Source organism: Aerococcus sp. UBA6277, from assembly GCF_002440555.1.
Taxonomy (GTDB): domain Bacteria; phylum Bacillota; class Bacilli; order Lactobacillales; family Aerococcaceae; genus Aerococcus.
This window is the reverse complement of record NZ_DJUR01000003.1, coordinates 1,072-27,010: the sequence shown is the minus strand read 5'-3', so window position 1 is coordinate 27,010 and position 25,939 is coordinate 1,072. Positions and strand designations below refer to the sequence as shown.

Here is a 25,939-nt window from a genome sequence, read left to right as displayed (position 1 = left end):
AAAAAAGACATATCTTCACCACGCGAATGGTAGAGATATGTCTTGAAATTTGCTTGAATTAGATTGCGTCAACGCTTGTGATTTTAACAACCATGTCGCCGCCTGGTGTTTCGATTGTTACTTCATCGTTCACTCTTTTACCAATCAATGCTTGTGCAATCGGTGATTCATTAGAAATTTTACCATCTAATGGATCTGCTTCTGCACGACCAACAATTGAGTAGACTTCTTCGTCGCCATCAGGTAACTCAATAAAAGTTACTTTACGACCTAATGAAACAATACCCTCATCGATTTCATTTGGATCGATAATTTTAGCGTAACGAACCATTTTTTCTAATTTTTGAATTTGCCCTTCAACGAAAGCTTGTTCATCCTTAGCTGCTTCATATTCAGAGTTTTCTGATAAATCTCCGTATGAACGTGCGATTTTGATTCGTTCTACGATTTCTTTACGTTTTACAATTTTTAACTCGTCTAAATCTTGTTGAATTTTCTCAAGACCTTCTTGGGTCATTGGGTATACTTCTTCTGCCATACTTTTACTCCTAACAACAATAGTAATTTCAACTTATCAAAAGTGAATAGACCCACAATATCATGGAACTAGAAATTTTGCAATACACTTTATCTGATATCGTCTAATAAAATTTTAATTAATCAATTTTTAAATCATTTGGAATGATTGAACGGATTTTTGTCGTCATCAAATCGATTGCCACATTATTTGACCCACCTTCAGGGATGATAATATCCGCGAATTTTTTTGTAGGTTCAATAAATTGCTCATGCATCGGTTTAACAATCGATGTGTACATGTCGATAATTGAATCTAATGAACGGCCACGTTCAGCCATATCACGTTTAATACGACGGATGATACGAATGTCGTCATCTGTATCTACAAAGACTTTAATATCCATCAAATCACGAAGCTCATTATCAGAGAAGATTAAGATACCTTCAATAATAATCACTTCTTTAGGTTCTACACGAATCGTTTCTTCTGCACGATTGTGTTGAGTAAAATCATAAACCGGCATTTGGACAGCTTGTCCATCTAATAATTGTCTAATATGGTCGCTAAGTAAGTCGTTGTCAAAGGCAAATGGGTGGTCGTAGTTAGTTAACACACGTTCATCCATTGTTAAGTGACTTTGATCTTTATAATAGGCATCTTGTGGAATATAAGCTAAACTTACATCTCCAAATTCCTCAATAATTTTACGGGTTACAGTAGTCTTACCAGAACCAGTACCCCCTGTTACACCGATGATGATTGGCTTACGCATTCAAAACACACCTTCCTGATATAAAAATAAGCTCGAATTCACTGCTATTAAATATAGAGAAAAATGTTCTCAATTGCAAGTAAATTCAAGCTATTTTTATTTTTTTAATCGCATTAGACCCATCTGATTATAAGTCAGCATTCTCCTCAGATACATATTGTTCAACTAAAGCATCATGCTCTTCGTATGTTTCTGAATAATATACTTCACCGGTTGTTAAATCAGCCACAAAGTATAGGTAGTCAGATTCTGTTGGATTCATAGAAGCTTCGATAGCTTCAATACCAGGGTTGTTAAATGGTCCCGGGCCAAAACCAGTGTTGATGTACAAGTTATACGGTGAATCAACTGCAGCATCCTCATTCGTTACGTATGCAGAATGCGTATTGTTCGCATATAAAACTGAAATATCTGATTGAATTGGCATATCGATTTCTAAACGGTTGATGAATACACCAGCAATCATTTCACGGTCTTCTAGCGAAGATGCCTCTGCTTCAACCAATGAAGCTAAGGTTAAGAATTCGTGGAAGGTGAAACCAGACGCTTCAATTTCAGCAGTATGGGTTTGTCGAACATTTTCCATTTCACCAACCATCATAGTCACGATGTCTGCGACCGTTGCAGTGGATGACAATTCATAAGTTGCTGGGTATAAGTACCCTTCCAACTTGTAGCGCACGTCGTCATTTTCCGATACGTCAGTCAATAAGTCTGGATATGTCGCCAATAATTCATCGAATAAAGCGTCATCCGTCATTTGTGCTAAAGCGTCTTCTTGTTCAATGCCAAGTGCGTCTGCAATAATTTGCGAAATGGCCTCTAGTGATGAACCTTCAGGAATAGCAACTGAATCAACTTGAGCTGTAGCCCCTTGTTGTAGTTCGTTATTCGCATCTGTATAACCTAGATTCTTGTGTAAGGTGTAAGTCCCCGCTTCAATCGCGTCGTCCCCAAAGAATCTTAAATAAGTTGTAAAAAGGAAATCGTTAAAGATAATGCCTTCATCATCCAAGATACCTGCAATATCAGCTGTTGTCGACCCTTCTGGTATGGTAACTTCGACAGTTTCATCAGAGCTGCCGATACCTCCTGTAAAAATCATAAACGATAGGGATAAACCAACAACCACAATAAGTGCTGCTGCAACCACTAAAAACCATTTAGCTATTTTCGAAGCAGTAGATTCTGCTTTACGATCAAGATCTTTTTGCTTTTTGTAAAAATCTTCGCGTGCTTTCTTAGACATATAGCGACTCCTCTTCTAGTAAAATCATTACTCTCATTATACATGAAAGGGTAATTTTTCTATATAAATGTTAGATAAATACAAACAAACGTAAGAAAACTGTAATATTGCACAGGATGAGAGCGCGGGCGGTCAGAAAGGATGCGAAATCCGACTACAATTGAATCCACATCAAAAAACACGGTAAGGTAACATTCCCTTAACCGTGTTTTTAACAAAATTGCACTACACTGCTGCTTGCGTCTTAAAGTCATTTGCTTTCAATTTCTTGTACTTTATAGTGTAGAAGAGAATGATTAAAAGCGTGAACACAATCAGAATTGACGTTAAAACAAATACATCAGTGCGTATGCTACCACCTATACCGAATAATTGTCTGTAGGCATCTACAGAATAAGTAATTGGTAGGTAGGGATGGATCGCTTCAAAGAATGGATTTGACAATTGAATTGGATAGGTACCACCTGAACCTGACAGTTGTAAAATCAAGAAAATTAACATTATGAAAGAGCCAATTTTATCAAACAATAAATTAAATAACATGACAATCGAAATTGAAGTTAAGGCCGTTATTATCGTTACGAGTAATGTTTTACTCATAGAAAATGTTTCTAAACCATTCACTGTATGTAATAGAAATACCATAATCAAGGATTGTAAAATACCAACCACTGCCAACACAGAGAATTTACTTGCCCACCAGCTGATGCCATTTTTAGGGCGACCTTTAGGTGTATAACTATCGAACATTAGATTTAAGGTAATTGCACCGATGAATAAAGCAACAGACATCATATATGGCGCCATCCCTGTACCATTATTTGGAATTGGTGCGGTTTCAGTTTGATTAGTGTCGACTGGTTCTGCCATCATGTCATACGTATTGTCAGTTGCATCAACTTCGTTCAGCGTTTGACTACCATTCGCTAACTGTGTACTTAATTCAGATGTACCAACAGCGATTGTGCCTAGGCCGTCACCTAATGTTTGTGAACCATTCGCCAATTGATCTGCCCCATCTGCAATTTGCCCTGCACCATCTGCAAGTTGGCTAGTACCATCAGTTAATTGACCGCTATTAGCAACTAGTTGGCCAGTACCATCAGCCAAGGCTTGTGTACCTGCTTGCAATTGAATGGCGCCATCAGCCAAAGTGCCTGTTTGGCTATTTAATGTATTTAGACCTTCACTCAATTGATTAGAACCATCTGTTAGTGATAAACCACCCGCATTCAATTCTTGGGTACCGTCATTCAGTTGACTCATACCTGAAGCTAATGCAGTAGCACCACTTTGTGCTTGATCTATTCCAGCATCCAGTGTCTGTGCGCCCGCTAATAAGGTATTGCTACTAGATGCCACTTGGTTAACGCCATCAATTAAGGTATTGGTACCATCATATAAAGCATCATACCCTTCAGTTAATTGATGAACACTTGCTTGTAAATTAGCAATCTGGCTACCAATTGCCGTGACATCAACGTCTTGCAAACTAGATAGCGACGATAAATCAGTAGAAATCGTTTGAACTGAGCCCGCTTGAGTAGTGGCCACTGTCGTAAATTGGTTTGCAACAGCCGTACTAACTGCAGCCTCTTGTTCAGGCGTTAATTCAGCCCCGCTTGCTTCAATTGCTGTTAAAATAGCTTCTGTATTACTAGTTGGGTCACTAACTGCTACAATACTGGTCAATTGTGTTTGCACATCTGCCATTGCAGTTGATAATGTCTCTAATTGGCCAGTAACATCTGATAAGTCTCCAGCTAAACTTGAATTCTGTAAACTACTATCTAAATTATCTAAACCTGATTTCATTTGATCTAATCCGGTTTGTAAAGCTGTTATTTTCGCAGCCTGTTCTTCGCTTGTTAGATTCGCATTTAATTGTGATAAGCCATCTGTTAAAGCCTGACTCCCTTCAGCTAATTGCACCATGCCATCGTTCAAACTATTAGCGCCATCTGCTAATGTCACTGTATTATCAGACAAAGTAGTTAACCCAGCACTTAGAGTAGCACTACCATCAGCTAAATCGCCTGCACCGCTAGTCAATTGACTTACGCCCGATGTCAAGGCAGGCATACTATCTGTTAATTGACTGGTACCTTCGTTTAAAGCCGTAGCACCTTCGTTTACTTGACTGACACCATCAATATATGTGTTTAAACCAACATCTAAGCTATCTGCCCCATCAGCAAAAATTAGACTTGATGATGCTAAAGTGTTTAAATTTTCTGTTATTGTAGCATTTCCATCTGCAGCTTCTTCTACACCGTCTTTAATTTGACTACCACCATCCGCAGCATCTTGCATTTTATCTGCCACAGTTTGTAATTGTGCAAAAATTGTTTCCGCGTATATTTTAGTCACTTCGCTAGATACCGAATCCTTAATCGTATTAGCTGCAGAAGAGGTTAGCTTGGAGGCAATATAAGAATGTCCCGCGCTGGTTTCATAATTTAAGGTCATTTGTTTGGGTTCATCTTCAAGTAAGCTCGTGGCGTTTTCTGAGAAATTTTCGGGAATGGTGATGACCATATAGTAATCACCATCTTTTAATCCATCCTCAGCATCTGATTTTGACACAAATTCAAAATCCATTTCATCTGAATTTTCCAACTCATCCACTAAATTATCCCCTATTGCTAAGTTTTCATCATTATATTGAACTGCCTTGTCTTCATTCACAACGGCTACTGGTAAATTCGAAAGTTTTCCATATGGATCCCACATAGAACTCAAAAAAATTACTGTGTATAACGAAGGAATAAAAGCTATCCCTAGTAAAATAATGATCATTTTTTTCTTTGTAAATATTGATTGCCATTCTTGCTTAATCAAAGCAGCACACGTCCATTCTTATTCTTTTTCGTTAGAAGTAACAATTGATTCCCAATCTATAACATTCACTTCATTAGTGCCTGCCATTAATAATGATTCAAGTGTATATTTTTGTAATCGTTGTTTAAATAATTGCTCAGCATCAGAAAATACATCTAATACTTCGCGTTTTTTATTCTTAATTTTATCAGCATGTAAAAATACTTTTTCTGCTAAATTTGTTGGTCGAACAAAACTTTCTTTGCCCTCAATCGCTTCATAAATATGTAACATCGTCATATCTTTAGGTGATTTCTTTAATACAAAACCGCCATCCTTACCAGCTATAGAATGCACCAAACCTGAAACCACCAAAGAACGCATGATTTTTTTCAGGTATGAATCAGACACCTCAAGACGCCGACTTAAAATTGTACTTTTTATGGGACGGTGATCGGCCTGGGTTGCCAGCATAATCATTATACAAAGGGCTTGTTCAACCCCACTTTTCATCTTCATTGAATACCCTCCATTCCTGGACAAAATTTATCTATGGATACATTCTATCTCTTGATTATTTCATTTACAAGTATTTTCCACTCTTCTCATCAATTATTTATTTAGTTTTTTCCATGAAAAAAGCACCCAAAATCAATTGGATGCTTTCTCTCTTTTATTGACATTTACTTAAAGCGACAGATTATAAATCTTCGTCTTCGATAAATGTTGCTAATACTTCTTCTACCATATCCCATTCTTCTTCAGTTTCAATAGGATTTAATTGACCTTCAAAACCGTCTTCACTTTCAACGTAAGAGAAAGCTTGTAGTTCTACGCCCTCTTCGTCAGATACGCCTGCTGGGTAGACGATAACATATGATTTACCGAAATCTTCTGAATCAAATGTAAACAGAATTTCGAATAATTGCTCGTTACCTTCCTCGTCAACAATTGTAATGTGGTCGTGACCTTCGTGGTCGTGTTCATGATGTTCAGTCATTTGTAAATCTCCTTTTTTCTCTCGTGTGTTGAGCCTGTAACGGACTCAATCAATATCTATCAATAGCCATCATATTAGGCTTGAAAAGTCACAATTATCCGACGCTTACTAAATTGCGCCAATTACTTTACAGTAACTGTTCGGTTTTTGGACCAGCGCGTCAATTCTAAGCGACTTTCCGTACACTTACTACGATGGGTGGGCATCTAAATAATTCTGCAGAATCAATACCGCAGCCAACTTGTCAATCACTTTCTTACGCTTCTTACGACTGACATCGTTGGCAATTAACATCCGTTCTGCTTGAACAGTTGTTAACCGCTCATCTTGATAAAAGACTGGCAAATCAAACCGTTCTTTCACAAGTTCGCCGTATTTTTGTGAGGCTTCAGCGCGTGGACCGATAGAATTGTTCATATTCTTGGGTAAACCAAGAACTAATGCTTCTACCTTATACTCAGCAATTAATTCACCAAGCCGGTCCAAACCGAATTCTTCTACTTCTTCATCGATTGGAATGATTTCTACCCCTTGGGCCGTCCAACCGAATGGATCAGAAACAGCTACACCTACTGTTTTAGACCCAACATCTAACCCCATGTATCGCATTACTCGCGACCAGATTGTTTCATGTAATTCACAATTAATTCTTCAAGAATTTCATCGCGGTCATGATAACGGATAATGTTACGCGCTTCGTTATGACGTGGAATATAAGCTGGATCACCAGATAATAAATAACCAACGATTTGATTTACTGGGTTGTACCCTTTCTCTTTAAGAGAATCATATACGATTTCTAATGTCTCTTTGACATCCTTTTCGTTGTTTTCTCCGAAATTGAATAGGACTGTTTCATCTTTATTACTCATCAGAACACCTCCAAATATTATCTATAGTTTACCTAATTATCCGTATTTTAACAAGAAATCGTCATTATTTGCCAATAATTTCTTTCGCAAACGTAAGTGCTTCATCAATTCCTGTTGGATTTTTACCGCCAGCTTGGGCCATGTCTGGACGACCACCACCGCCCCCACCAATTTTAGGTGCGACTTGTTTAATCAGGTCACCAGCTTTAACACCCGCTTTGACAGCATCTTGACCAACAGCAATTAATAGATTTGCTTTATCATCTACTGAAGTCGCTAGCACAAGGATATCAGAAGCGTCTTTTTGTTTCCACTCATCCGCAATCTTACGTAAATCGTCCATTGAACGGTTTGGTACGTGCTCAGCGATCACTGTGTAAGCACCAGCCGTTTCAACATGGTCAAAAATTTGTCCTGCAGCTTGCGCATTCATTTTATCACGTAAAGCACTTAATTGCTGTAAAGTTTCCTTATGTTCTTCTCTAAATTGTTGTAAACGTGAAACAATATTTGAGAATTTACCAGCTTTAAGATTTGTAGCGATTTGTTTCAAGATATTTTCTTGAATCTTATATTCTTGGATAGCTGCTAATGAAGTTACGGCTTCAATACGACGAACACCAGCCCCAATACCAGATTCTGAAGTAATCTTAAATAGACCGATTTCAGCTGTATTGTCAACGTGTGTTCCTCCACAAAGTTCGATTGACCACTTATTAATATCTACCATGCGCACTTCGCTACCGTATTTTTCACCGAATAAAGCTTGTGCACCAGCGGCTCTTGCTTCAGCAATTGAAGTCACTGTTGTGATTACTGGGAAGGCTTCCGCGATTGCTTCATTTACTTTCGCTTCCATTTCAGCTAATTCTTCGTCCGTAACTTGCCCGAAATGAGAGAAGTCGAAACGTAAATGGTCAGCTGTTACCAATGAACCCGCTTGGTTAGCATGGTCACCTAAAACATCTTTCAATGCTTGGTGTAATAAATGGGTTGCTGTATGGTTTTTCTCGATTGAATGATGGCGACGACGGTCTACCTTTAATTGAATAGTTTGGTCCAAGACGATTGCTGCGTCTAATTTCACTTCATGTAAGTGTTGACCATTTGGCGCACGAACAACATTTACAACATGTCCAATTAATTGACCATCTTCGTCTAAGACGTCACCTGTATCCGCAATTTGCCCACCCATTTCAGCGTAAAATGTTGTCTGCTCAGCAACTAGGTATACCTCATCCCCAGCTTCTGCTGACGACACCAGTGCGTCTCCTGACACAATGGTATTCACGCGTGTTTCAACGAATAATTGGTCGTAACCAACATAAGTTGATGGCACATCAATTTCGCTTAACACTTCAGATTGCACAGCCATACCAGTTGAATCTTTACGTGCTGCACGTGCACGTTCTCTTTGTGCTTTCATCGCTTCTTCAAAGCCAGATAAATCAACATCAATCCCCACTTCTTCCAAGTATTCTTGGGTCAATTCTAATGGGAATCCGTAAGTATCATATAATTTAAAGGCTTGCGCACCAGACATCACTTTATTATGTTCTGCTTCAAGCGTTGCAATCACTTCTTGAATAATTGCTTCCCCTTCGTTGATTGTTTCGTTAAAACGGTCTTCTTCTGTTTTGATCACATCTTGGATAAAGTCTTGATCTGCTTTTAATTCAAGGTAGAAATCGGCCATAATATCCCCAACAACGGGCACTAATTTCGTTAAGAAATTATCTTTAATACCTAAACGGCGCGCATGCATAATCGCACGACGAATTAAACGACGTAAGATATAGCCCCGCCCCTCATTTGAAGGTAATGCACGGTCACTAATGGCAAAAGTTACTGCACGAACGTGGTCTGCGATCACTTTAAAAGATACGTCTGTTTCAGGTTTTTCACCGTATTTTACAGATGTTCCTAAAGTTTCGATTTCTTTGATGATTGGTAAGAATAAGTCTGTTTCAAAATTTGTTGGTGCATCTTGGATAACAGAAGTCATACGCTCTAGTCCCATACCAGTATCAATATTTTTATGTTTTAAAGGCACATATTCGCCGTTTGGCATATGGTTGAATTGTGAAAATACAATATTCCAGATTTCTAAGTAACGCTCATTTTCCCCACCTGGGTACATTTCTGGGTCAGAATCCTCTAAGTCTTGATATTTCTCACCACGATCATAGAAAATTTCGGTATCAGGACCACAAGGACCAGCACCTAAATCCCAGAAGTTGTCTTCAACTGGAACATAGTGGTCATCAGATAAACCAGTTGCCTTACGCCATAATTCAACTGTTTCAGTATCTTCAGGATAGTAAGTCATATACAATTTCTCAGGATCTAAGCCCAACCATTTCTCATCAGTTAAGAATTCCCAAGCCCAAGGAATCACTTCCACTTTGAAGTAGTCCCCTATAGAGAAGTTTCCTAACATTTCGAATAAAGTATGGTGGCGAGCCGTCACACCAACATTTTCAATATCATTAGTACGAATTGATTTTTGTGAATTAGTGATACGCGGGTTTTCTGGTACCACAGAACCATCAAAATATTTCTTCAAGGTCGCAACACCTGAGTTGATCCATAATAATGATGGGTCTTGAACCGGTACTAATGAAGCACTTGGCTCCACACTATGACCCTTAGATTGCCAAAAATCTAGCCACATTTGGCGAATTTCTGCTGATGTTAACTGTTTCATAATTGTCCTCCTCAAATAAAAAAACATAGCAATGCAAATTGAGGACGACTTTGCGCGGTACCACCTCATTTGCAATGCTATGTTGACATTACCTCTCTACTTGCTGGATAACGCTAGCGCGTAGCCTTTCGACTAAATGTTTAGAAAGAGAGCATTTTATGGTTGGATGCTTGCACCTAATCATCCTCGCTAAGGTTCATAAAATATGGTTCTTTCCACTTGTAGACTTTTTGGTCTATTCACATTCCAAATTATACTGACAGAATGCCTGATTTGTCAAGTTTTCAAGCCAGTATCCAATTAAAAATCATCCGGCTTAATCCCTTCCATCCCAATCATAGGGTCAATTGTATGACTCAGGACTAAATCAGCTGTCAGACGAAAATCTTCAACTTCTGGATCACTGTTAGCTGCCAGTTCCAGTTCTACGTGCGCTTCAGTGGCATCTCCTGTTTCTGGACTGGCATTTTCCGTTAAATCATCATCTGATGACATTTCTGCCCGACTTTCAGCTTGATCTTTTGCTACTGTCCCATCTTTTTTTTCTATTTCTACTTCAACCGCAGTTGCCATCCGCTCATCAACATCTACAGCTTCCATCAGAAAGTCCTTTAGTTGGGTTTGCCGACTAGCGTCCACATTTTGAATGGCCGTTTGAAAGGCCTCGGGTTCACCGCACATAATCAGGGACTGCTTGGCCCGGGTAATCCCCGTATATAATAAATTTCGCTTCAGCATCCGGTGGTGTTGCGGAACTAAAGGCACTATCACAATTGGAAATTCCGACCCTTGCGACTTATGAATGGATGTACAGTAGGCTAAGGTAATTTCATTGAAGTCATTACGTTCATAGGTCACTTCAACCTCGTCGAATTCAACCACAATCTGGTCCACCTTGTTAGTCGTCTCCTTGGCAAAAAAGATTGCTACTATCTCACCTAAATCTCCATTGAAGACGTTTTTCTCAGCTTGGTTTTTTAGCTGCAAGACCTTATCCCCAACTCGGAAAGTCTGCTCAAAATAGACGAGCTCCCGTCGTTTGCCGTCGTCATTGGGATTTAAAACCGCCTGCAAACGTTCATTGATATGATTAATCCCGGCCTGTCCTTTATAGAGTGGCGCCAAGACTTGGACATCTCTTTTTTGATAGCCTTTGTCAACAGCGCGCTTAGCTACAATAGCAACTAAGTCTGCAATTTGATTCGCTTGCACCTTGAAGAATGATCGGTCACGTTGATTCATCATCAAGTCTTTTGGGACGACACCTTGTTTAATCTGATGAGCTAATTGAACAATGGTCGACTGGTTTTTTTGACGGTAGATTTCATCTAATTCACGCGTTTTAACTGTCTGTGAAGATAATAAGTCAGCTAATACTTGTCCAGGTCCTACAGAAGCTAACTGGTCTTTATCCCCCACAAAAATGACTTGCATAAATGAAGGGACATTTGAAAGTAATTTATAGGCAAGCCATGTATCCACCATGGACATTTCGTCAATAATCAACAAGTCAGTTTCTAGTTGCATGCCTGATACTTCGCCGTCTTCGCTGTCATCCTCTTCACCTGTTAAACCAAGTAGACGGTGAATAGTAGAAGCTGGCAGGCGGATCATCTCAGTCATTCGTTTAGCGGCTCGCCCTGTTGGAGCGGCTAAAGAAATTGGAAAAGCACCTGGGTCATATTCTTCTACATTTAAGGAAATATCATTTAAACGAGCATACAATTGGACGATGCCGTTTAATACCGTTGTCTTACCTGTCCCTGGTCCCCCAGTTAAGATAAACATTTTGGAAGTTAAGGCCTCTTTAATAGCTTTCTTTTGAGCCTGTCCGTAGGAAATACCTAAGTCTTGTTCTAGTTTTTGAATTTCTTCGTCTAAATCAACACCCGGATATTGGGGTTGATACTGAGGTTGCTGCATTTGCCCCATCATTTTGGCAATACCCACTTCAGCAAAGTATAAAGTTGGCAAGGCAACCCGCCCTTCTTCAGATAAGATCAACTTACCTATTTCGTTCATATCTGAAATGGTATCTTGAACGCGTTTAGCTTCAATAAATTGTGATTGACCATGCATCAAGACTTCTTGGGTTTTCTCAATCAGTGGCGCTTCCATGACATAGGTATTCCCCGATTCAAAGGTTGCCAAGTTTAGGACAAACATGATCCCCCCTGCAATCCGAACTGGTGAATCCAAGGGAAAACCAATATTTAAAGCGATTTGGTCTGCTTTTTGGAAACCAAAACCACGAATATCGTCGATCAAAATATATGGGTTTTCTTCAATCATTTCGACCGCTTCGTTATGGTAGAGGCCATAAATTTGCCCAGCCAACCGCGATGAAAAGCCCATCTCAGCTAGCTTAACGAAAACTTGTTCATTCCCTCTTTGTTCAACCATCCGCTCATGTAACATCGTTCTTGTCTTTTTAGACAAACCTTTAACCACTTTTAAGGCTTCTACATCATTTAAAATAGTATCAATGGTTTGGTCGCCAAAAGCATCGACAATACGACTGGCAATCGTATCCCCAATTCCTGGGAATTGTTCGGATGATAGAAAGCGAACTAACCCTTCTTTAGAAGTGATTTTTTGTGCTTCATATGAAGTCACTTGGAATTGGACACCATATTTAGCGTGGTCCACCAATTTCCCGTTAAAGTGATAGGTCGTCCCGTCCTGAATAGTTGGGAAGTTTCCCGTCATCACGATTTCCTTTTCTGAATACATGGTATTGGTTTCGTCTATTTCAACGGACATTACCCGATAAAAGTTGCTTTCATTAAAAAAGAAGGTCGCCTTTACCTCACCTATGACATAATCTTCACTTGTTGGTTGATTTTGATTTTGTCGCATGTTGGCTGCTCCTTCCTCGTCTTAGTAATCTTACATATTATAGCATATTCAACCAGTTCAGAATGGATGGATTTATAGGTCATTAAGTCATTCTGGCTGTATAAATATAATAGAAAAAAAGACGTGACCATGACATCACGCCTCTTCTATGTTAGTTTGAGTTGTTTCAATAGTTGATTGAAGTGTTTAAACGTATTGTAATTCTGCTACTTCTGAGTTTTTGAATGCAGCATCGATTGTACCGCCACCTAGACATTCTGGACCGTCGTAAAAAACAACTGCTTGCCCTGGGGTGATTGCACGTACTGGTTCTGCAAAAGTGATTTTCGCAGTCCCATCTTCATTGATATCAACATGGACTTGTGTATCTTTTTGACGGTAACGGAATTTCGCTGTGCAATCAAATGATGTTGCCGTAAATTCGTCATCGACAAATGATAAATCACTCGCCATTAAGTAGTCTGCATATAATTTATCGTTGTGGAATCCTTGACCAACGTATAAAACGTTTTTAGCTTGGTCTTTCCCTACAACGAACCATGGTTGATCAGATTCGCCACCGCCACCGATGCCTAATCCTTTACGTTGGCCGATTGTATAGTACATTAAGCCCATGTGGTCACCCATTACAGTCCCATCTTCAGCAATCATTTTACCAGGTTGTGCAGGTAAAAAGTTACCTAGGAATTCTTTAAAGTTCTTTTCACCAATAAAGCAAATACCAGTTGAGTCTTTTTTCTTAGCGGTTGCTAAGCCTGCTTCTTCAGCAATGCGACGAACTTCTGGTTTTTCTAAATGGCCTAATGGGAACATGACACGTTGTAATTGGTCTTGGGATAATTGGTTAAGAAAGTATGTTTGATCCTTATTATTATCTAAACCACGTAACATGTGTACTTTGCCCTTAGAGTCTCGTTCAACTTGCGCGTAGTGGCCAGTTGCAACATAGTCAGCCCCAAGTTCTAATGCATAGTCTAGGAAAGCTTTAAATTTGATTTCCTTGTTACACATTACATCCGGATTGGGCGTCCGGTCGCGTTTGTATTCATCTAAGAAATAAGTGAATACCTTGTCCCAATATTCCTTCTCAAAGTTAATCGAGTAATAAGGAATACCGATTTGTGCGGCTACTGCGGCAACATCTTTGTAATCTTCCGTTGCTGTACAGAAACCATTTTCGTCTGTGTCATCCCAGTTCTTCATGAAGATACCGATGACATCATACCCTTGTTGTTTCAGTAATAAAGCTGTCACGCTGGAATCAACGCCACCACTCATACCGACTACCACGCGGGTATTTTTGTTTGGATTATTTTCTACCACAACATCACCATCTTTCTGCCATAATTTTACGATTGAAGGTCGTATATTAGGTTGTTAGTAGAGATTATAAAATCACAAGTACAAATTATACAGGCTATAACAAAAAAAGCAAGCAATATGCTTACTTTTTCCGAGTATATTTATGCGTTATAATCTATGCAATTTCTTCAAGGATACCCATAGTGACCATATCCGATTGTAATCGTTCAACCGCTTCTTGCAGTGGCGCCATTGAATCGTTTTTATAAACATTCACCACTTGCATCCCGTTTAAATTGGTCACGGTCATAGAAAAACCATCCAGACTGCTATTCACTTTCATTTTGAATAAGACTTCACGGCTATCATTAAATGATGCGGTTACTACGCGTTCGAATTCAAAGTTTCCTTGTTTACCTTCTTGGAATCCGTAGTCTCTAAGGGTATATTTCTTCACTGTATCGGCCAGTTTAAATTTCTTGCTAGCACCTTTTAACTGGACACTTGCTGTCATTGCCATATTCTGCTCTCCTCCACTAGAAATCAAAACGACTATTTAATTGAAGCAAAAATATCTAAAATTTGATCAATATCTGAAAATTCGGTCGGGTCTCCAAAAGAAAGTCGTAAACTTTCTGCGATTCGTGGCGAATCCGCCCCGAACATAGACACAAGCACACGTGATGGTTCAAGTGATCCTGCTGTACATGCTGAACCTGCTGATAAGTAGGCATCTCTTAAGTCTAGTTTGATTAAAACTTGATCAGACGGGTGACCAGGCCAATAGATATTTAAGACATGGGCCAATTCTGCTTCAGCCGGACCATTGATTTGGAAGTCTAACCCACGTTCCCGAGCACCCTCCAAGAAATGTTGACGCAAGGCCTTTAAGTGGTCTTGGTGCTTGTCCATATTGTCATATTGTTTTTCGATGGCTTTAGACATGCCCAAAATTAAAGGTAAGGCTTCTGTTCCTGCCCGATGTTTATTTTCTTGGTTACCGCCACGTACATAGGGGGTAAAATCCGCCTTCGCATTACGGTAATACATAAAGCCAATGCCTTTTGGCCCGTATATTTTATGGGCAGACATAGACAAGGCATCGATGTGCATTTTTTCCACGTCTAAAGGTATATTCAAATATGTTTGTACAGTATCTGTATGGAAGAAAATATCCTTTTCATCTAATAGATCGCCAATAGCTTGAATGTCTTGCAAGGACCCGACTTCGTTATTGCCGGCCATAATGGATACCAAAATAGTGTCTTTTCGAATGCTTGTTTTCAATTCTTCAAAGTCTATATGACCTTCTTCGTCAAATTCTAGATAAGTCACTTCAAAACCTTGTCTTTCAAGGTGACGCATAGTTTGGTAAACAGAAGAGTGTTCTGCAGCGGTTGTAATTAAATGTTTACCCTTATCCGCTAAACGCGCAACAGTTTGGTTGATGGCTGAATCATTGGACTCGGTGCCACCAGACGTAAAGATAATATCATCTGCATTAGCGTTAAGTGTACGCGCAATTTGTCTGCGAACGCCTTCTACCTTCTGCTTAGATTCACGCCCAATCTTGTACAAACTTGAAGCATTACCAAAATCATCATGCATGGCATTGGTAATGACTTCGATGACTTCTGGGTCAACTGGTGTTGTTGCGGCGTAATCTAAATAAATGCCTTTCATTATTTTCCTCCCGTAAATTTTGTTTTCTCTGGGAATAGGAAGTTTAACAGGTCTTTTGTGATCCGTTTCCCTTCTCCCACTGCTGGATAAATGTGCATCATCATCATTGGGTTGAAGTTGGCTTCAATTAATGCGTAGTTATCTGCACTTGCTGGTTGGTGAATGTCTTCAATCATTAGGTCTAATCCGGTAATATTCACCCCTAAAACAGCCGCCATCTTCACAGCAATTTCCTTATAAGAATCATGCATATCGGCTAAGACTTCAATAGAATCTCCACCTGTTGAAATGTTTGAATTCTCTCGTAAAATTACTTGTTGCCCTTCAGGCACCACATCCGTTGGTGTAAAGCCTTGTTGTTTCAAGGTATTCACTTCGATATCCCCTAATTGGATGATTTCTAGTGGTGAACGGTGGTCCCGTCCTCGTTTAGGGTCTTTATTCTTTTCAGCGACTAATTCTTCAACTGTTGACTGACCGTCTCCAATCACATTAGCCCCTACACGGTTGACAATAGACAGGACTTCCCCTTCTTGCACGTAAAAACGGTACTCAGTACCAAATGCAAAGTCTTCGATTAAAACTGTATGGTCTTCTTTAAAGGCGATATCTAAAGCTGCTTTAAATTCGTCCGCCGTCGCGCCTTTCTTAAAGATCGAAATCCCAATCCCCATATTGGTTGATTTTGGTTTAATCACAAAGGCCTTGTCTTGGTATAAAGCTGCTACTTTCATCGCTTCATCAAATTGGTTAAATTCTAAACTTTTTGGTACATGAATGCCGTGCTCAGCTAATAGCGCCTTAGTGACTACCTTATTTTCCATTACATAGTGGCCAATATAAGGGTCTTTGCTAGTAATGTTGGCATTCTTCACGATTTCCTTGTGGTTCTTGTATTTTAGACGAAGCATCTGGTCATTCCGGTCCAAAATAGCCATTTGGTAGCCTTCTTGGATAGCGTCGAACATCAAGATTTGTGTGGATAATTCCATATCTTCAAAGCCACCTAGAGCATAAGGTTTAGCCCAGGCTGACTCGTAGACCTCTTCCGCGAATTGACGCCCTGCTTCTAGGTAGCCATCAACATCTTTCATAGTCGTCATCATTTGGCCAGCTGGCGTTAATGCTGGGTCTTTCATCCGTTCTACCATCAATTGTGTCGTTTCAATAACTGATTGATCAGCTTCAATTGCTACTAACATGTCTTGCATGTCTTGCAAAATAGCTAACCCTTCATCCATGGCTTGCGTTTTTTGGAAAGTTTCTTCTTCGGCAACTTTAGTTTTCAAGTCAATCCCGTAATGAACATCTGCCATATTAGCATCTTTACAAGACCAGATTAAGTACAAGATGAAGTATTTCATAAAGTCAATGTCAGTTGCTTTAATCCCGTAATCGGCATCCGGTTGAATATCTAACAGTCTAAATTCTAGGTACTTAATCCCATTATTCAGTAAAGACCTGGCTTTGTTGGCACCACGTAATCGAACATTTGAGTAAAATTCTTTCTCAGCGATTAATCGGCCTTCAGTCACGTTGGCCTCTAATTGCGTCACATAGTCCTCTAAATTGTCATAAGTAAAGGTCACGTCATCTTTGTTGATGTAACCTAAATGAGAGTTTCGAATTGACCGCACTGGGTGGTCAAATTTATCTGATGGCACACGGAAAAAGCTGTCATCCGCAATTGGCGTCGCCCCAAATAAATAAACTAAAATCCACTGGTAACGTAAGAAATTACGAGATAAACGTAGATAAAAATCAGATTGGAAATCTTTTAGCGATTGGCTATTGCCGTCTATTTTTTTCGCTTCTTCATGGACTAGTTGAATGAAAGCAGGTGAAATCTGCATATTATAGTGAATACCAGAAATCATCTGCAATTTTTTACCGTATACTTCCACTAAATAGTCCCGGTAGTCAACAGCAGCTGGATCTTCTAAATCGGCCACTTCAATCAAGTCATCCGCCGGCAAGGCAGGTGGCATTGAGTATGGCCAGATCCGTTCATTTTCCGTTAATGACTCAATAGCCACTTCATGTATCGCTTGCAACCATTCCATGACATGGTCCGCAGAATAAACTGGTGGAGTCACCAATTCTAATTGAGATTCCGCAAAGTCCCGTTGAATATAAAATGACGACGTTGACCCATCCACTTTTTTAGGGTGCGGGGTTAAAGCCAACTGCCCCTCAGGTGTAATCCGGTGACCCTCTCGTTCAATCCCTACCGATGCCTCTTTGAAGGCGTGGCGAATCTCTGCTTGTTGAATGAATGACTGTAACCAATTCATATGTAATCTAACTCCTCATCTACTCTTCTACCATCCGTATAGCAATGGTTGTTCGACTTATTTTATCACTAATGTGCTTATCAGACCATTTTTCTGTCTTACTTTTTATTGGAAAACGAACGTATATTCGCTAAGATGCATCACCTATGTTATAATTAATGGGAGTATAGTCAAGAGAGGAGCCAGGTAAATGCCACAAAACAATCCCTTAGCCTTTCGCATGCGACCTCGGTCAATCGAAGAAGTTGTCGGCCAACAACATCTGGTTGGAGAAGGCAAAATCATTTTCCGAATGGTAAAGGCCATGCAATTATCATCCATGATTTTATATGGACCGCCGGGCATTGGGAAAACGTCTATTGCCTCAGCCATCGCTGGGTCTACTAAATATGCATTTAGAAAATTAAATGCCGCTACAGACAGCAAGAAGGACTTACAGGCGGTCGTTGAGGAAGCTAAATTTTCTGGCGGTATCGTCTTATTACTAGACGAGATTCACCGACTAGATAAAACAAAACAAGACTTTCTACTACCCCATTTGGAATCAGGTTTGATCACCTTAATCGGGGCAACAACTGAAAACCCCTTTATTAACACCAGTCCAGCCATCCGCTCTCGGACCCAAATCTTCCAATTAGAACCACTGAATGAAACAGATATTAAGACTGGTTTAGAACGGGCTTTAACCGATAGTGACCGCGGATTAGGCAGTTTTCCAGTTGATATTGATGCAAATGCTATCGATCACTTTGCCCATGCAGCCTTTGGGGACTTGCGGTCGGCCTTAAATGCCCTAGAACTAAGCGTTAAATCAACAGATGAAAATGCGGATGGCCGTATCCATATTACTTTGGATATTGCGGAAGAAAGCATGCAGATGAAATCATTCTCCCACGATGCAGACGGAGACATGCATTACGATGTTATTTCAGCCTTTCAAAAATCTATCCGTGGAAGCGACGTGGACGCTGCCCTCTTATACGCAGCGCGCTTAATTGAAGCCGGTGAATTAAATATTTTATGTCGGCGATTATTAGTCATAGCCTACGAAGATATTGGTTTAGCTAATCCTCAAGCAACTGAACGAACGGTAGCTGCAGTTCAAGCTGCCAACCAATTAGGCCTACCAGAAGCTCGAATTCCTTTAGCCAATGCCATTATCGATTTAGCTCTATCGCCTAAATCCAATTCGGCCATTGAAGGAATTGACGCTGCGCTTGCTGACGTACGGTCCGGTAAGTCTGGTATCATTCCAAAACACTTAAAAGATGCCCATTACAAAGGAGCAGCAAAACTAGGTCACGGTAATGAATACAAGTATCCACACGCCTACCCTAACCACTGGGTAGCCCAACAATACCTGCCAGATACCCTAGTTGGTCGACAGTATTACCAGGCTGGAGACACCGGGAATTATGAACGAGCCTTAGCTGAAAACCGCCGTAAACGTGAAGGTAAATAATCACTTATAAATGTTAAGAATATAGTAATTGTCGGCTTTTTCAGGTCCTAAAACTTGAAATTATCCTCAAAAGCTTGTATGATATTTATAAGAAGAATTCCTCTGTAGTGTTCGCGATTTCTTTACATGTGTTGACCGAACAATTAGCTATCTAGGGAACTGCCAAGGTTTATGGATATAACGCCTCATCACGAGGACTATTGAAGTAGATATGTGGTTCCCACCTGTATATCAATGCGGGTTCAATACAGATAGATCTCATCACGGCACATAACGGAGCTCTTTTATAAAATTAACTTTTTAGAGGATGCGTTTATCGCATCCTTTTTTGTTGTCTTTTACTTTTACTTTTTTTGCTTCTGCTTGCCTGCAATACAGGGATATTTCTATCGTTTTTTTCCTATATAACTGAAAAATGATCCTTAATCGCTTACTTCATGCTTTTTAAGTGGTATAATAAAGACAAAGGAGCGTGAGGAAAATGTATCAAGAATATACACGTATATTAGCCCCAATTGATGGTTCGGACGAGTCTAGATTAGCGTTTAAAAAGGCTGTAGCTGTTGCTAAGCGTAACAATGCTACCTTAATTGTTGCCCATATTATTGACACCTCTGCTTTCCAAACAACAAATATGTATAATGAGGTCATTCCTGAAGCCGTGACGACACGTGCTAAAGTCATGTTAACTGATTATGAAGAAGAAGCACGTAAAGCTGGGATTGAACGAGTGGAAACTGTGATTGATTATGGTTCTGCCAAGTACCAAATTTGCCATACTTTAGCGCCTGAAAATAAGGCCGATTTAATTATGATTGGTGCGACTGGTTTAAATGCTGTTGAACGTTTATTTATTGGCTCTGTTTCTGAATATGTGATTCGCAATGCCCCATGTGATGTGTTAGTGGTTCGTACGAATTTGGACAATAAACAAATGGCTGACTAAATTTTCAGCAAAAGATTTATTCAAACAAAAATAAACCGCCAACTAGCTGATGTCATTTCCCTGGTTGGCGGTTATTTGATTTGTTTACTTTATTATAAATCTAAAATGGCTTGGATGGATAGTGTGACTCTTGGTCTAAGTGAGGTCAAATCAGCTTCCTCCTCAAGGGTATGGGCACCTGTCCCCACAATGCCCAAGCCGTCAACAACGGGAATGTCTACTAAGGATGCTAGAGAGGCATCGGATGCACCCTGGCTTTCGACTTTAACTAGAGGACCGTAACCCAATTTGTCGGCCGTGGCTAAGTAATGGTCTGCTAATTGATCGACTTTATCGGTGTAAACCATGGCATCTACGCCAGATTCGATTTCAAATGTGGTCACTGTATCTGCTATATAGGGTTCAGCAATAACGCGTTCGATGTCCGCGATAATTTCCTCTTTAATAGTCTGGTTTGGAAATCTGAGTGAGAAGTTTCCTTTTGCAGAACCTGGAATCGTATTTGCTGAAACGCCCCCATTGATAATCCCGCAATTGATCAATTTCTTGCGTTTGATATCGGTTAATGCTTCTAGGGTAACGACTTTCTGAGCTAATTCCACAACGGCTGACCGGCCGATTTCAACTTCCATACCGGAATGACCTTGGACCCCTTCGACGGTTACTTTCATCATCATACCACCTTGACGGCCGACCACAATTTCATCAAAGGTTGGTGTGGGTTCAAAGTTCAGCATTAAGGCTGCGTCCTGTAATTCTCCAATCATTTCCTGGCGGGTATCTGAATACCGGTGGAGGGTTTCTTCATCCGGTATAAAAATTAGACTTAGGGGGTGTTTTTGATAGCCCATTTCAATCAGGTTTTTCACTACGTACATGGCGATGACAAGGCCACCCTTCATATCCATCAGGCCGGCACCCTTTGCGAATCCTGGTTTATCCGGTAATATACGGAAATGATGGTCTTTTGTTACACCAGCATTGAAGACCGTATCCATATGCCCAGATAAAACGATGGGTTGCTGGTCCTTGTTTTCGGCTGTTTTATATTCAGCAATCAACAAGTCCCCTGCTTGGTCATGGGGAATGGTCCGGGTGGTCATGCCAATATTTTCACACCATTGGCTGATAATTGTCCCCACTTGATTAACACCAGAAATTTGATCAATGCCTGATTCCGTATTCACCAATTCTTCTAAAAAGGCGAACATGTCACTTTCTTGCCCTGCAATTAAATCCTTTAACGCTTCAATTTCCAATAAAACCCCTCCAAGAACCTTTATCCTATAATTTCCCTTGTTTTGACCTTATTTTCCTATCCTCATTTGCTTAACCAGACCTGGTCCAGAAAGTCGACTTTTGACCCTGCTGTAGCTACTTGGTCACCTACAATTAATGGTCGTTTAATTAACATCCCCTGTTCAGACAGTAAGGTTAAAAAGGCCTCTTTTGACATATCGGCTAGCTTGTCTTTTAAACCTAATTCACGGTACAAACCGCCTGATGTATTTAATATTTTTGTATATTTACCGTCCACTTGGTCCAGTGCCCAAGCAATTTCTTCAGCCACGGGTGGTTGATCACGGATGTCGATAATTTCCCCAAAGGTTAACCCTTCATCTTCCAAGTGTTTTTTCACCTTTTGTGTTGTGGAACATTGTTTTAAGCCATATATTTTTAGCACCTGACTTCAACCTCTTTCTTTCAAGTTTATACCTACTATCTTAGCAAATTTTGTCCTTTATTAAAAGACGATTAAATCTCTTTGAAAATGACCACTCTTCGCAAAGCTGAATGATTAAAGAAAAAAACTAGCCCTTTGGAAAAGAGCTAGTCTACTTAGCAGAAATTTGCTTTCAGTTTTAAATATGTGCTGTCCTTATTTAGCACCCTTTTTAATCTTGATAAAAGCTTTCGATTGCGGTGGTTGCTTCTTTAGTTAAAGCCAAATTTTTCACATGGGTGTCATAGTTTTTGGTCATATATGAAAAGAATAAGAGGTCAATGGCATAAAGTTGGGCTAACAAGGAAATGGTTGCCCCACTCCGTAACAAAGCCTCCTTGGTGTCCGCTGTATGTAAAGGAATATCCGCTAAATTGGCAAGGGTATTGGCACCTGTCTTTGTTAAGGAAACGGTTTTTAAACCGAGTTCTTTAGCCATTTTCATGACAATAGTCCCTTCAGCTCTTTCACCTGAATTAGAAATCCCAATATATAGGGAATCTTTTGGGGCAATGGCCATGGCTGCGACTAATTCGTGTTGGTCTTGGGTTACCATGACTTGCTTACCAATCCGGGTAAATTTTTGCCGGAAGTCTTGGGCTACAATATTTGATGCACCGAGTCCGTATAAAAAGACTACTGGACTGGCCATAATCCAATCCGTAACTCGATCGATATCTTGGTTTAAGAGACTAACATTGGTATCCGATAAGACTACACTGGCATTGGTTGCCAACTTTTCTTTGATGGTATCAAGACCTTCGTCTGCATCAATATCCGTATAATTTAAATCGCCTCTTTGACTTGTTTGAGCAGATAAAGCGAGTTTTAACGCGGTAAAGCCACTGATCCCAATCGAATGACAAAAACGGATAACCCCCGCTGGACTTGACTTGGCCTCTTTTGCGAGCTCGGTTGCGTTCATCTGGATAACATCTTTTGGCCGCGCTAAAACAAGTTGACCAATTTTTTGTTCAGACTTAGGTAAGTCTTTCAGCATTTCATTGATTGTTTGAAGGATATTTCTTGCCATCATGGCACCTCTCTAACGTTGATCATTTCACAAATTTAAAGGGCTGTCAGCAAGGAGTTGACAGCCCTTTTCCAGTTATTCATATCTTACTATAAATTGTCTAATGCTTCCATGGTATTTGATGGTGATCCTGTAATCTCACTTGGGGCTTGGGCAGTTTGGGGCACACCGAAGAAGTAAGTCAGGATGAAGCCACCTATATAAGCTGCAACAAGACCCATGACATATGCTGGCCATTGTCCGTCAGCAATCAATGGAATTAAGGCAACACCCGATGGTCCAATGGCAGTAGCACCAACGCCACCGATTGCACCTAAGACTGCACCACCGATACCGCCCCCTAGGCAGGCTGTGACAAAGGGACGACCTAAAGGCAGGGTTACGGCATAAATCAAGGGTTCACCGATGCCTAAAATACCTACTGGTAGAGACCCTTTAATAATGTTGGTTAATTGCTTGTTCTGGCGGCATTTTAACCAAAGCGCGAAGGCGGCACCAACTTGACCGGCACCTGCCATAGCAAGGATGGGTAAAAGGACGGTTTTCCCTGTAGCTGCAATCATTTCAATATGAATTGGTGTAAGGATTTGATGTAATCCAAACATGACTAAAGGTAGGAATGTTGCACCCAAGATAAAGCCGGCAAATGCACCACCTACTTGTAATATCCAGTTGATGGCACCAACAAGTGAAGTGGAGATAAACCCTGCGATTGGCATAATCAAGAAAATGGTCATCATCCCAATAACTAATAGGGAAATGGTTGGAGTCACGATGATATCGATGGCATCCGGAATGACTTTACGTAACCCTTTCTCAACTAGTGACAATAGGTAAACGGTGATAATAACCCCGATGACCCCACCTTGACCGGCCGCTAAGTCGCCACCTGTAAAGATATTTGGTAATGGCGCTTCTGGTAACATACCAGTTAAGTAGGTGACCCCTGCGACAACACCACCAAGCCCTTCTGTTGCACCAAATACCCGGGCGGCGTTAATACCAATATAGATGTTTAAGTAGACAAATAACCCGTTTTGAAGGATTTTAAGGACAAGAAAAATGTTGTCCCACATACCTGGCTCCAAAGCCCCAGCCGTCAGCATATTTTGAATAATTGAGGCAATCCCCCCAATAATACCTGCCCCAACGAAGGCTGGAATTAATGGCACAAAGATTGACGCAATCACTTTCAGTGCTTGTTTAAAAGGTGTATTGTTCTTTTGTTTTTGTTTATTTTTATTTTCTGCAGTGATTCTTTCAGCTTCAGACCGACCAGAGGTTAAGTCTTGGTCAAGATTTTCTTGAACTTGCCGTCCTTGTTGGACATGACCTTGGTCAGCCATAACAGTGGCTACTTTGGCTGCCGTCCCTGGACCTACAACCACTTGTAAGGTGTCCCCGTCTTCAACGACACCCATGACGCCTTCTACTTGTTTCAAGGCTTCCATATCTACTTGTTGGTCGTCTTTGATATCGATCCGGACTCTTGTCATACAGTTATAAACTTTACTGGTATTATCTGGACCACCAATATGTTGGTAAATTGCTTGTGCTAAACGTGCTTCATTACTGATTTTAGCCATGATACCCATCCCCTTATCATTATAATACTTGATTTACAAAACCATTGGCTGCATTAATTTTTTGACTGGCTTCTTCCGCATTTAAATTGGTTAAAATCATCACGATGGCGACTTTGACATTTTGATTGGCTGCTTCAAAATACCTTGCTGCATCTTCATAAGTACATTCAGTTGCGGCCATAATTATTCGTTTTGATCGTTCCTCAAGCTTTTCATTCGTTGCTTGGACGTCTACCATTAAATTTTGATATACTTTCCCGATGCCAATCATCGAAACTGTTGATAACATATTTAAAATCAACTTTTGGGCAGTCCCAGCTTTTAACCGTGTAGATCCAGTTAAAACTTCTGGCCCACAATCTACTTCAATAGGGATTTGAGCAAAACGGCTAATCTTCGCTTGCTGATTGCAGGCAATAGAAACCGATTTCGCACCAATACTTTGGGCGTATTGCAAGCCACCTATGACATAAGGCGTCCGTCCAGAAGCAGCAATCCCAACAACTGTATCATTGGCATTTAAGTTTAACTTCCTGAAATCTTCTTCCGCCAAAGTTAGTGAATCTTCAGCGCCCTCAACCGCTTCAACCATGGCCTTGTCACCACCCGCAATCAAGCCGACCACTAAGTCTGGTGAGACCCCAAAAGTTGGGACACACTCAGCTGCATCCAAGACGCCTAGGCGACCAGACGTCCCAGCGCCAAAATAAATTAACCGGCCACCAGCTTTTAAAGACTGAATAATCGTTTCAACTGCCGCTTCAATTTGTCCAAGCGCTTCTGCGATCGCTTCAGGCACCTGTTGGTCTTCCTTATTCATCAGCTCAAGTACTTGACGAACTGACATCTGGTCCAAATGCATCGTATTCGGATTGCGCCTCTCAGTCGTTAACTGATTAATTTCTACACTCATATCTTTCTTCCTCCCTTACTTATGCAATAATTTAAAGGTTTGCCCTGGCCCAATGAAGGCGATCAAGTCTCTATCATCTTGAGTCACCCGTCCAACCACATTGACTTTCCCATCTTCTAGTAAATCAACCTTACAAATTTGTACTTCACCCTGATAGCGGCCGTAGCCTTCATTATCGACAGTGATAGCGCCATGTTG

At 40.4% G+C, this 25,939-nt stretch carries 22 protein-coding genes and 1 other RNA gene; 3 read left to right on the top strand and 20 right to left on the bottom strand.

From position 1 onward, the window contains the following. Positions 1–58: 58 nt before the first annotated feature. The 14 genes from greA to gshAB form a co-directional block, all read right to left on the bottom strand. On the bottom strand, positions 59–538 hold the full coding sequence (gene greA / locus B2V22_RS00230; protein WP_290489779.1) for a transcription elongation factor GreA: 480 nt from the start codon (positions 536–538) through the stop codon (positions 59–61). A 118-nt stretch (positions 539–656) separates the two neighbouring features. Next, positions 657–1,292, bottom strand: coding sequence for a uridine kinase (gene udk / locus B2V22_RS00225; RefSeq protein ID WP_290489778.1), 636 nt, complete (start codon positions 1,290–1,292; stop codon positions 657–659). 127 nt (positions 1,293–1,419) lie between these two features. Further along, on the bottom strand, positions 1,420–2,541 hold the full coding sequence (mltG, locus tag B2V22_RS00220; protein WP_290489777.1) for an endolytic transglycosylase MltG: 1,122 nt from the start codon (positions 2,539–2,541) through the stop codon (positions 1,420–1,422). Positions 2,542–2,766: 225 nt separating this feature from the next. Then, positions 2,767–5,382, bottom strand: a complete 2,616-nt coding sequence (locus tag B2V22_RS00215; protein WP_290489776.1) for a YhgE/Pip domain-containing protein — start codon at positions 5,380–5,382, stop codon at positions 2,767–2,769. An 18-nt stretch (positions 5,383–5,400) separates the two neighbouring features. Next, positions 5,401–5,880: an RrF2 family transcriptional regulator gene (locus tag B2V22_RS00210; RefSeq protein WP_094517893.1), complete on the bottom strand. Its 480-nt coding sequence runs from the start codon at positions 5,878–5,880 to the stop codon at positions 5,401–5,403. Between the two features lie 181 nt (positions 5,881–6,061). Further along, a complete protein-coding gene (locus B2V22_RS00205) occupies positions 6,062–6,361 on the bottom strand; it encodes a DUF1292 domain-containing protein (protein ID WP_197558944.1) in 300 nt (99 codons plus the stop codon). 189 nt (positions 6,362–6,550) lie between these two features. Then, complete coding sequence (gene ruvX, locus B2V22_RS00200) at positions 6,551–6,970, bottom strand: Holliday junction resolvase RuvX (protein WP_290489773.1); 420 nt, start codon at positions 6,968–6,970, stop codon at positions 6,551–6,553. After that, complete coding sequence (locus tag B2V22_RS00195; protein ID WP_003140964.1) at positions 6,970–7,233, bottom strand: IreB family regulatory phosphoprotein; 264 nt, start codon at positions 7,231–7,233, stop codon at positions 6,970–6,972. Before B2V22_RS00195 ends, ruvX begins: the two co-directional genes overlap by 1 nt. Positions 7,234–7,297: 64 nt before the next feature. Continuing rightward, entirely contained in the window at positions 7,298–9,940 is a 2,643-nt protein-coding gene (gene alaS / locus B2V22_RS00190; protein WP_290489771.1) for an alanine--tRNA ligase, read from the bottom strand. Between the two features lie 300 nt (positions 9,941–10,240). Next, positions 10,241–12,799 (bottom strand): ATP-dependent RecD-like DNA helicase, encoded by a 2,559-nt coding sequence (locus B2V22_RS00185; protein ID WP_290489770.1) that lies wholly within the window; start codon positions 12,797–12,799, stop codon positions 10,241–10,243. Between the two features lie 186 nt (positions 12,800–12,985). After that, entirely contained in the window at positions 12,986–14,077 is a 1,092-nt protein-coding gene (gene mnmA / locus B2V22_RS00180) for a tRNA 2-thiouridine(34) synthase MnmA (RefSeq protein ID WP_059134596.1), read from the bottom strand. 199 nt (positions 14,078–14,276) lie between these two features. Continuing rightward, the gene (locus B2V22_RS00175; protein ID WP_290489769.1) at positions 14,277–14,621 is read right to left on the bottom strand and encodes a hypothetical protein; all 345 of its coding nucleotides are present in this window, start codon (positions 14,619–14,621) and stop codon (positions 14,277–14,279) included. Positions 14,622–14,653: 32 nt separating this feature from the next. Further along, the gene (locus B2V22_RS00170; protein WP_290489768.1) at positions 14,654–15,784 is read right to left on the bottom strand and encodes a cysteine desulfurase family protein; all 1,131 of its coding nucleotides are present in this window, start codon (positions 15,782–15,784) and stop codon (positions 14,654–14,656) included. Then, a complete protein-coding gene (gshAB, locus tag B2V22_RS00165) occupies positions 15,784–18,078 on the bottom strand; it encodes a bifunctional glutamate--cysteine ligase GshA/glutathione synthetase GshB (RefSeq protein ID WP_290489767.1) in 2,295 nt (764 codons plus the stop codon). Before gshAB ends, B2V22_RS00170 begins: the two co-directional genes overlap by 1 nt. Before the next feature lie 190 nt (positions 18,079–18,268). Between gshAB and B2V22_RS00160 the strand changes: the two genes are divergently transcribed. From B2V22_RS00160 to B2V22_RS00150, 3 genes are all read left to right on the top strand, one after another. Beyond that, positions 18,269–19,540, top strand: a complete 1,272-nt coding sequence (locus tag B2V22_RS00160) for a replication-associated recombination protein A (RefSeq protein ID WP_290489766.1) — start codon at positions 18,269–18,271, stop codon at positions 19,538–19,540. A 96-nt stretch (positions 19,541–19,636) separates the two neighbouring features. Next, a non-coding RNA gene (gene ssrS, locus B2V22_RS00155) (6S RNA) lies at positions 19,637–19,824 on the top strand. Positions 19,825–20,021: 197 nt separating this feature from the next. Further along, entirely contained in the window at positions 20,022–20,486 is a 465-nt protein-coding gene (locus B2V22_RS00150; protein ID WP_290489765.1) for a universal stress protein, read from the top strand. A gap of 92 nt (positions 20,487–20,578) precedes the next feature. Here the strand turns inward: B2V22_RS00150 and B2V22_RS00145 are convergent, their stop codons facing one another. From B2V22_RS00145 to B2V22_RS00120, 6 genes are all read right to left on the bottom strand, one after another. Further along, on the bottom strand, positions 20,579–21,745 hold the full coding sequence (locus tag B2V22_RS00145; protein ID WP_290489763.1) for a M20/M25/M40 family metallo-hydrolase: 1,167 nt from the start codon (positions 21,743–21,745) through the stop codon (positions 20,579–20,581). A 62-nt stretch (positions 21,746–21,807) separates the two neighbouring features. Next, positions 21,808–22,170: a Spx/MgsR family RNA polymerase-binding regulatory protein gene (locus B2V22_RS00140; RefSeq protein ID WP_290489762.1), complete on the bottom strand. Its 363-nt coding sequence runs from the start codon at positions 22,168–22,170 to the stop codon at positions 21,808–21,810. A gap of 211 nt (positions 22,171–22,381) precedes the next feature. Continuing rightward, positions 22,382–23,245, bottom strand: a complete 864-nt coding sequence (locus B2V22_RS00135; RefSeq protein WP_290489761.1) for a MurR/RpiR family transcriptional regulator — start codon at positions 23,243–23,245, stop codon at positions 22,382–22,384. Between the two features lie 86 nt (positions 23,246–23,331). Further along, positions 23,332–24,828, bottom strand: coding sequence for a PTS transporter subunit EIIC (locus B2V22_RS00130; protein WP_290489760.1), 1,497 nt, complete (start codon positions 24,826–24,828; stop codon positions 23,332–23,334). Between the two features lie 19 nt (positions 24,829–24,847). After that, a complete protein-coding gene (gene murQ / locus B2V22_RS00125) occupies positions 24,848–25,741 on the bottom strand; it encodes an N-acetylmuramic acid 6-phosphate etherase (protein WP_290489759.1) in 894 nt (297 codons plus the stop codon). A 15-nt stretch (positions 25,742–25,756) separates the two neighbouring features. Further along, the coding region (locus B2V22_RS00120) for a DUF871 domain-containing protein (RefSeq protein WP_290489758.1) at positions 25,757–25,939 on the bottom strand (183 nt) is incomplete at its 5' end.

Bases quoted from the DNA above. Each gene is read 5' to 3' on its own strand.
- greA (WP_290489779.1), bottom strand. From the start codon at position 538: ATGGCAGAAGAAGTATACCCAATGACCCAAGAAGGTCTTGAGAAAATT.
- udk (WP_290489778.1), bottom strand. From the start codon at position 1,292: ATGCGTAAGCCAATCATCATCGGTGTAACAGGGGGTACTGGTTCTGGT.
- mltG (WP_290489777.1), bottom strand. From the start codon at position 2,541: ATGTCTAAGAAAGCACGCGAAGATTTTTACAAAAAGCAAAAAGATCTT.
- B2V22_RS00210 (WP_094517893.1), bottom strand. From the start codon at position 5,880: ATGAAGATGAAAAGTGGGGTTGAACAAGCCCTTTGTATAATGATTATG.
- B2V22_RS00205 (WP_197558944.1), bottom strand. From the start codon at position 6,361: ATGACTGAACATCATGAACACGACCACGAAGGTCACGACCACATTACA.
- ruvX (WP_290489773.1), bottom strand. From the start codon at position 6,970: ATGCGATACATGGGGTTAGATGTTGGGTCTAAAACAGTAGGTGTAGCT.
- B2V22_RS00195 (WP_003140964.1), bottom strand. From the start codon at position 7,233: ATGAGTAATAAAGATGAAACAGTCCTATTCAATTTCGGAGAAAACAAC.
- alaS (WP_290489771.1), bottom strand. From the start codon at position 9,940: ATGAAACAGTTAACATCAGCAGAAATTCGCCAAATGTGGCTAGATTTT.
- B2V22_RS00185 (WP_290489770.1), bottom strand. From the start codon at position 12,799: ATGCGACAAAATCAAAATCAACCAACAAGTGAAGATTATGTCATAGGT.
- mnmA (WP_059134596.1), bottom strand. From the start codon at position 14,077: ATGAGTGGTGGCGTTGATTCCAGCGTGACAGCTTTATTACTGAAACAA.
- B2V22_RS00175 (WP_290489769.1), bottom strand. From the start codon at position 14,621: ATGGCAATGACAGCAAGTGTCCAGTTAAAAGGTGCTAGCAAGAAATTT.
- B2V22_RS00170 (WP_290489768.1), bottom strand. From the start codon at position 15,784: ATGAAAGGCATTTATTTAGATTACGCCGCAACAACACCAGTTGACCCA.
- gshAB (WP_290489767.1), bottom strand. From the start codon at position 18,078: ATGAATTGGTTACAGTCATTCATTCAACAAGCAGAGATTCGCCACGCC.
- B2V22_RS00160 (WP_290489766.1), top strand. From the start codon at position 18,269: ATGCCACAAAACAATCCCTTAGCCTTTCGCATGCGACCTCGGTCAATC.
- B2V22_RS00150 (WP_290489765.1), top strand. From the start codon at position 20,022: ATGTATCAAGAATATACACGTATATTAGCCCCAATTGATGGTTCGGAC.
- B2V22_RS00135 (WP_290489761.1), bottom strand. From the start codon at position 23,245: ATGATGGCAAGAAATATCCTTCAAACAATCAATGAAATGCTGAAAGAC.
- B2V22_RS00130 (WP_290489760.1), bottom strand. From the start codon at position 24,828: ATGGCTAAAATCAGTAATGAAGCACGTTTAGCACAAGCAATTTACCAA.
- murQ (WP_290489759.1), bottom strand. From the start codon at position 25,741: ATGAGTGTAGAAATTAATCAGTTAACGACTGAGAGGCGCAATCCGAAT.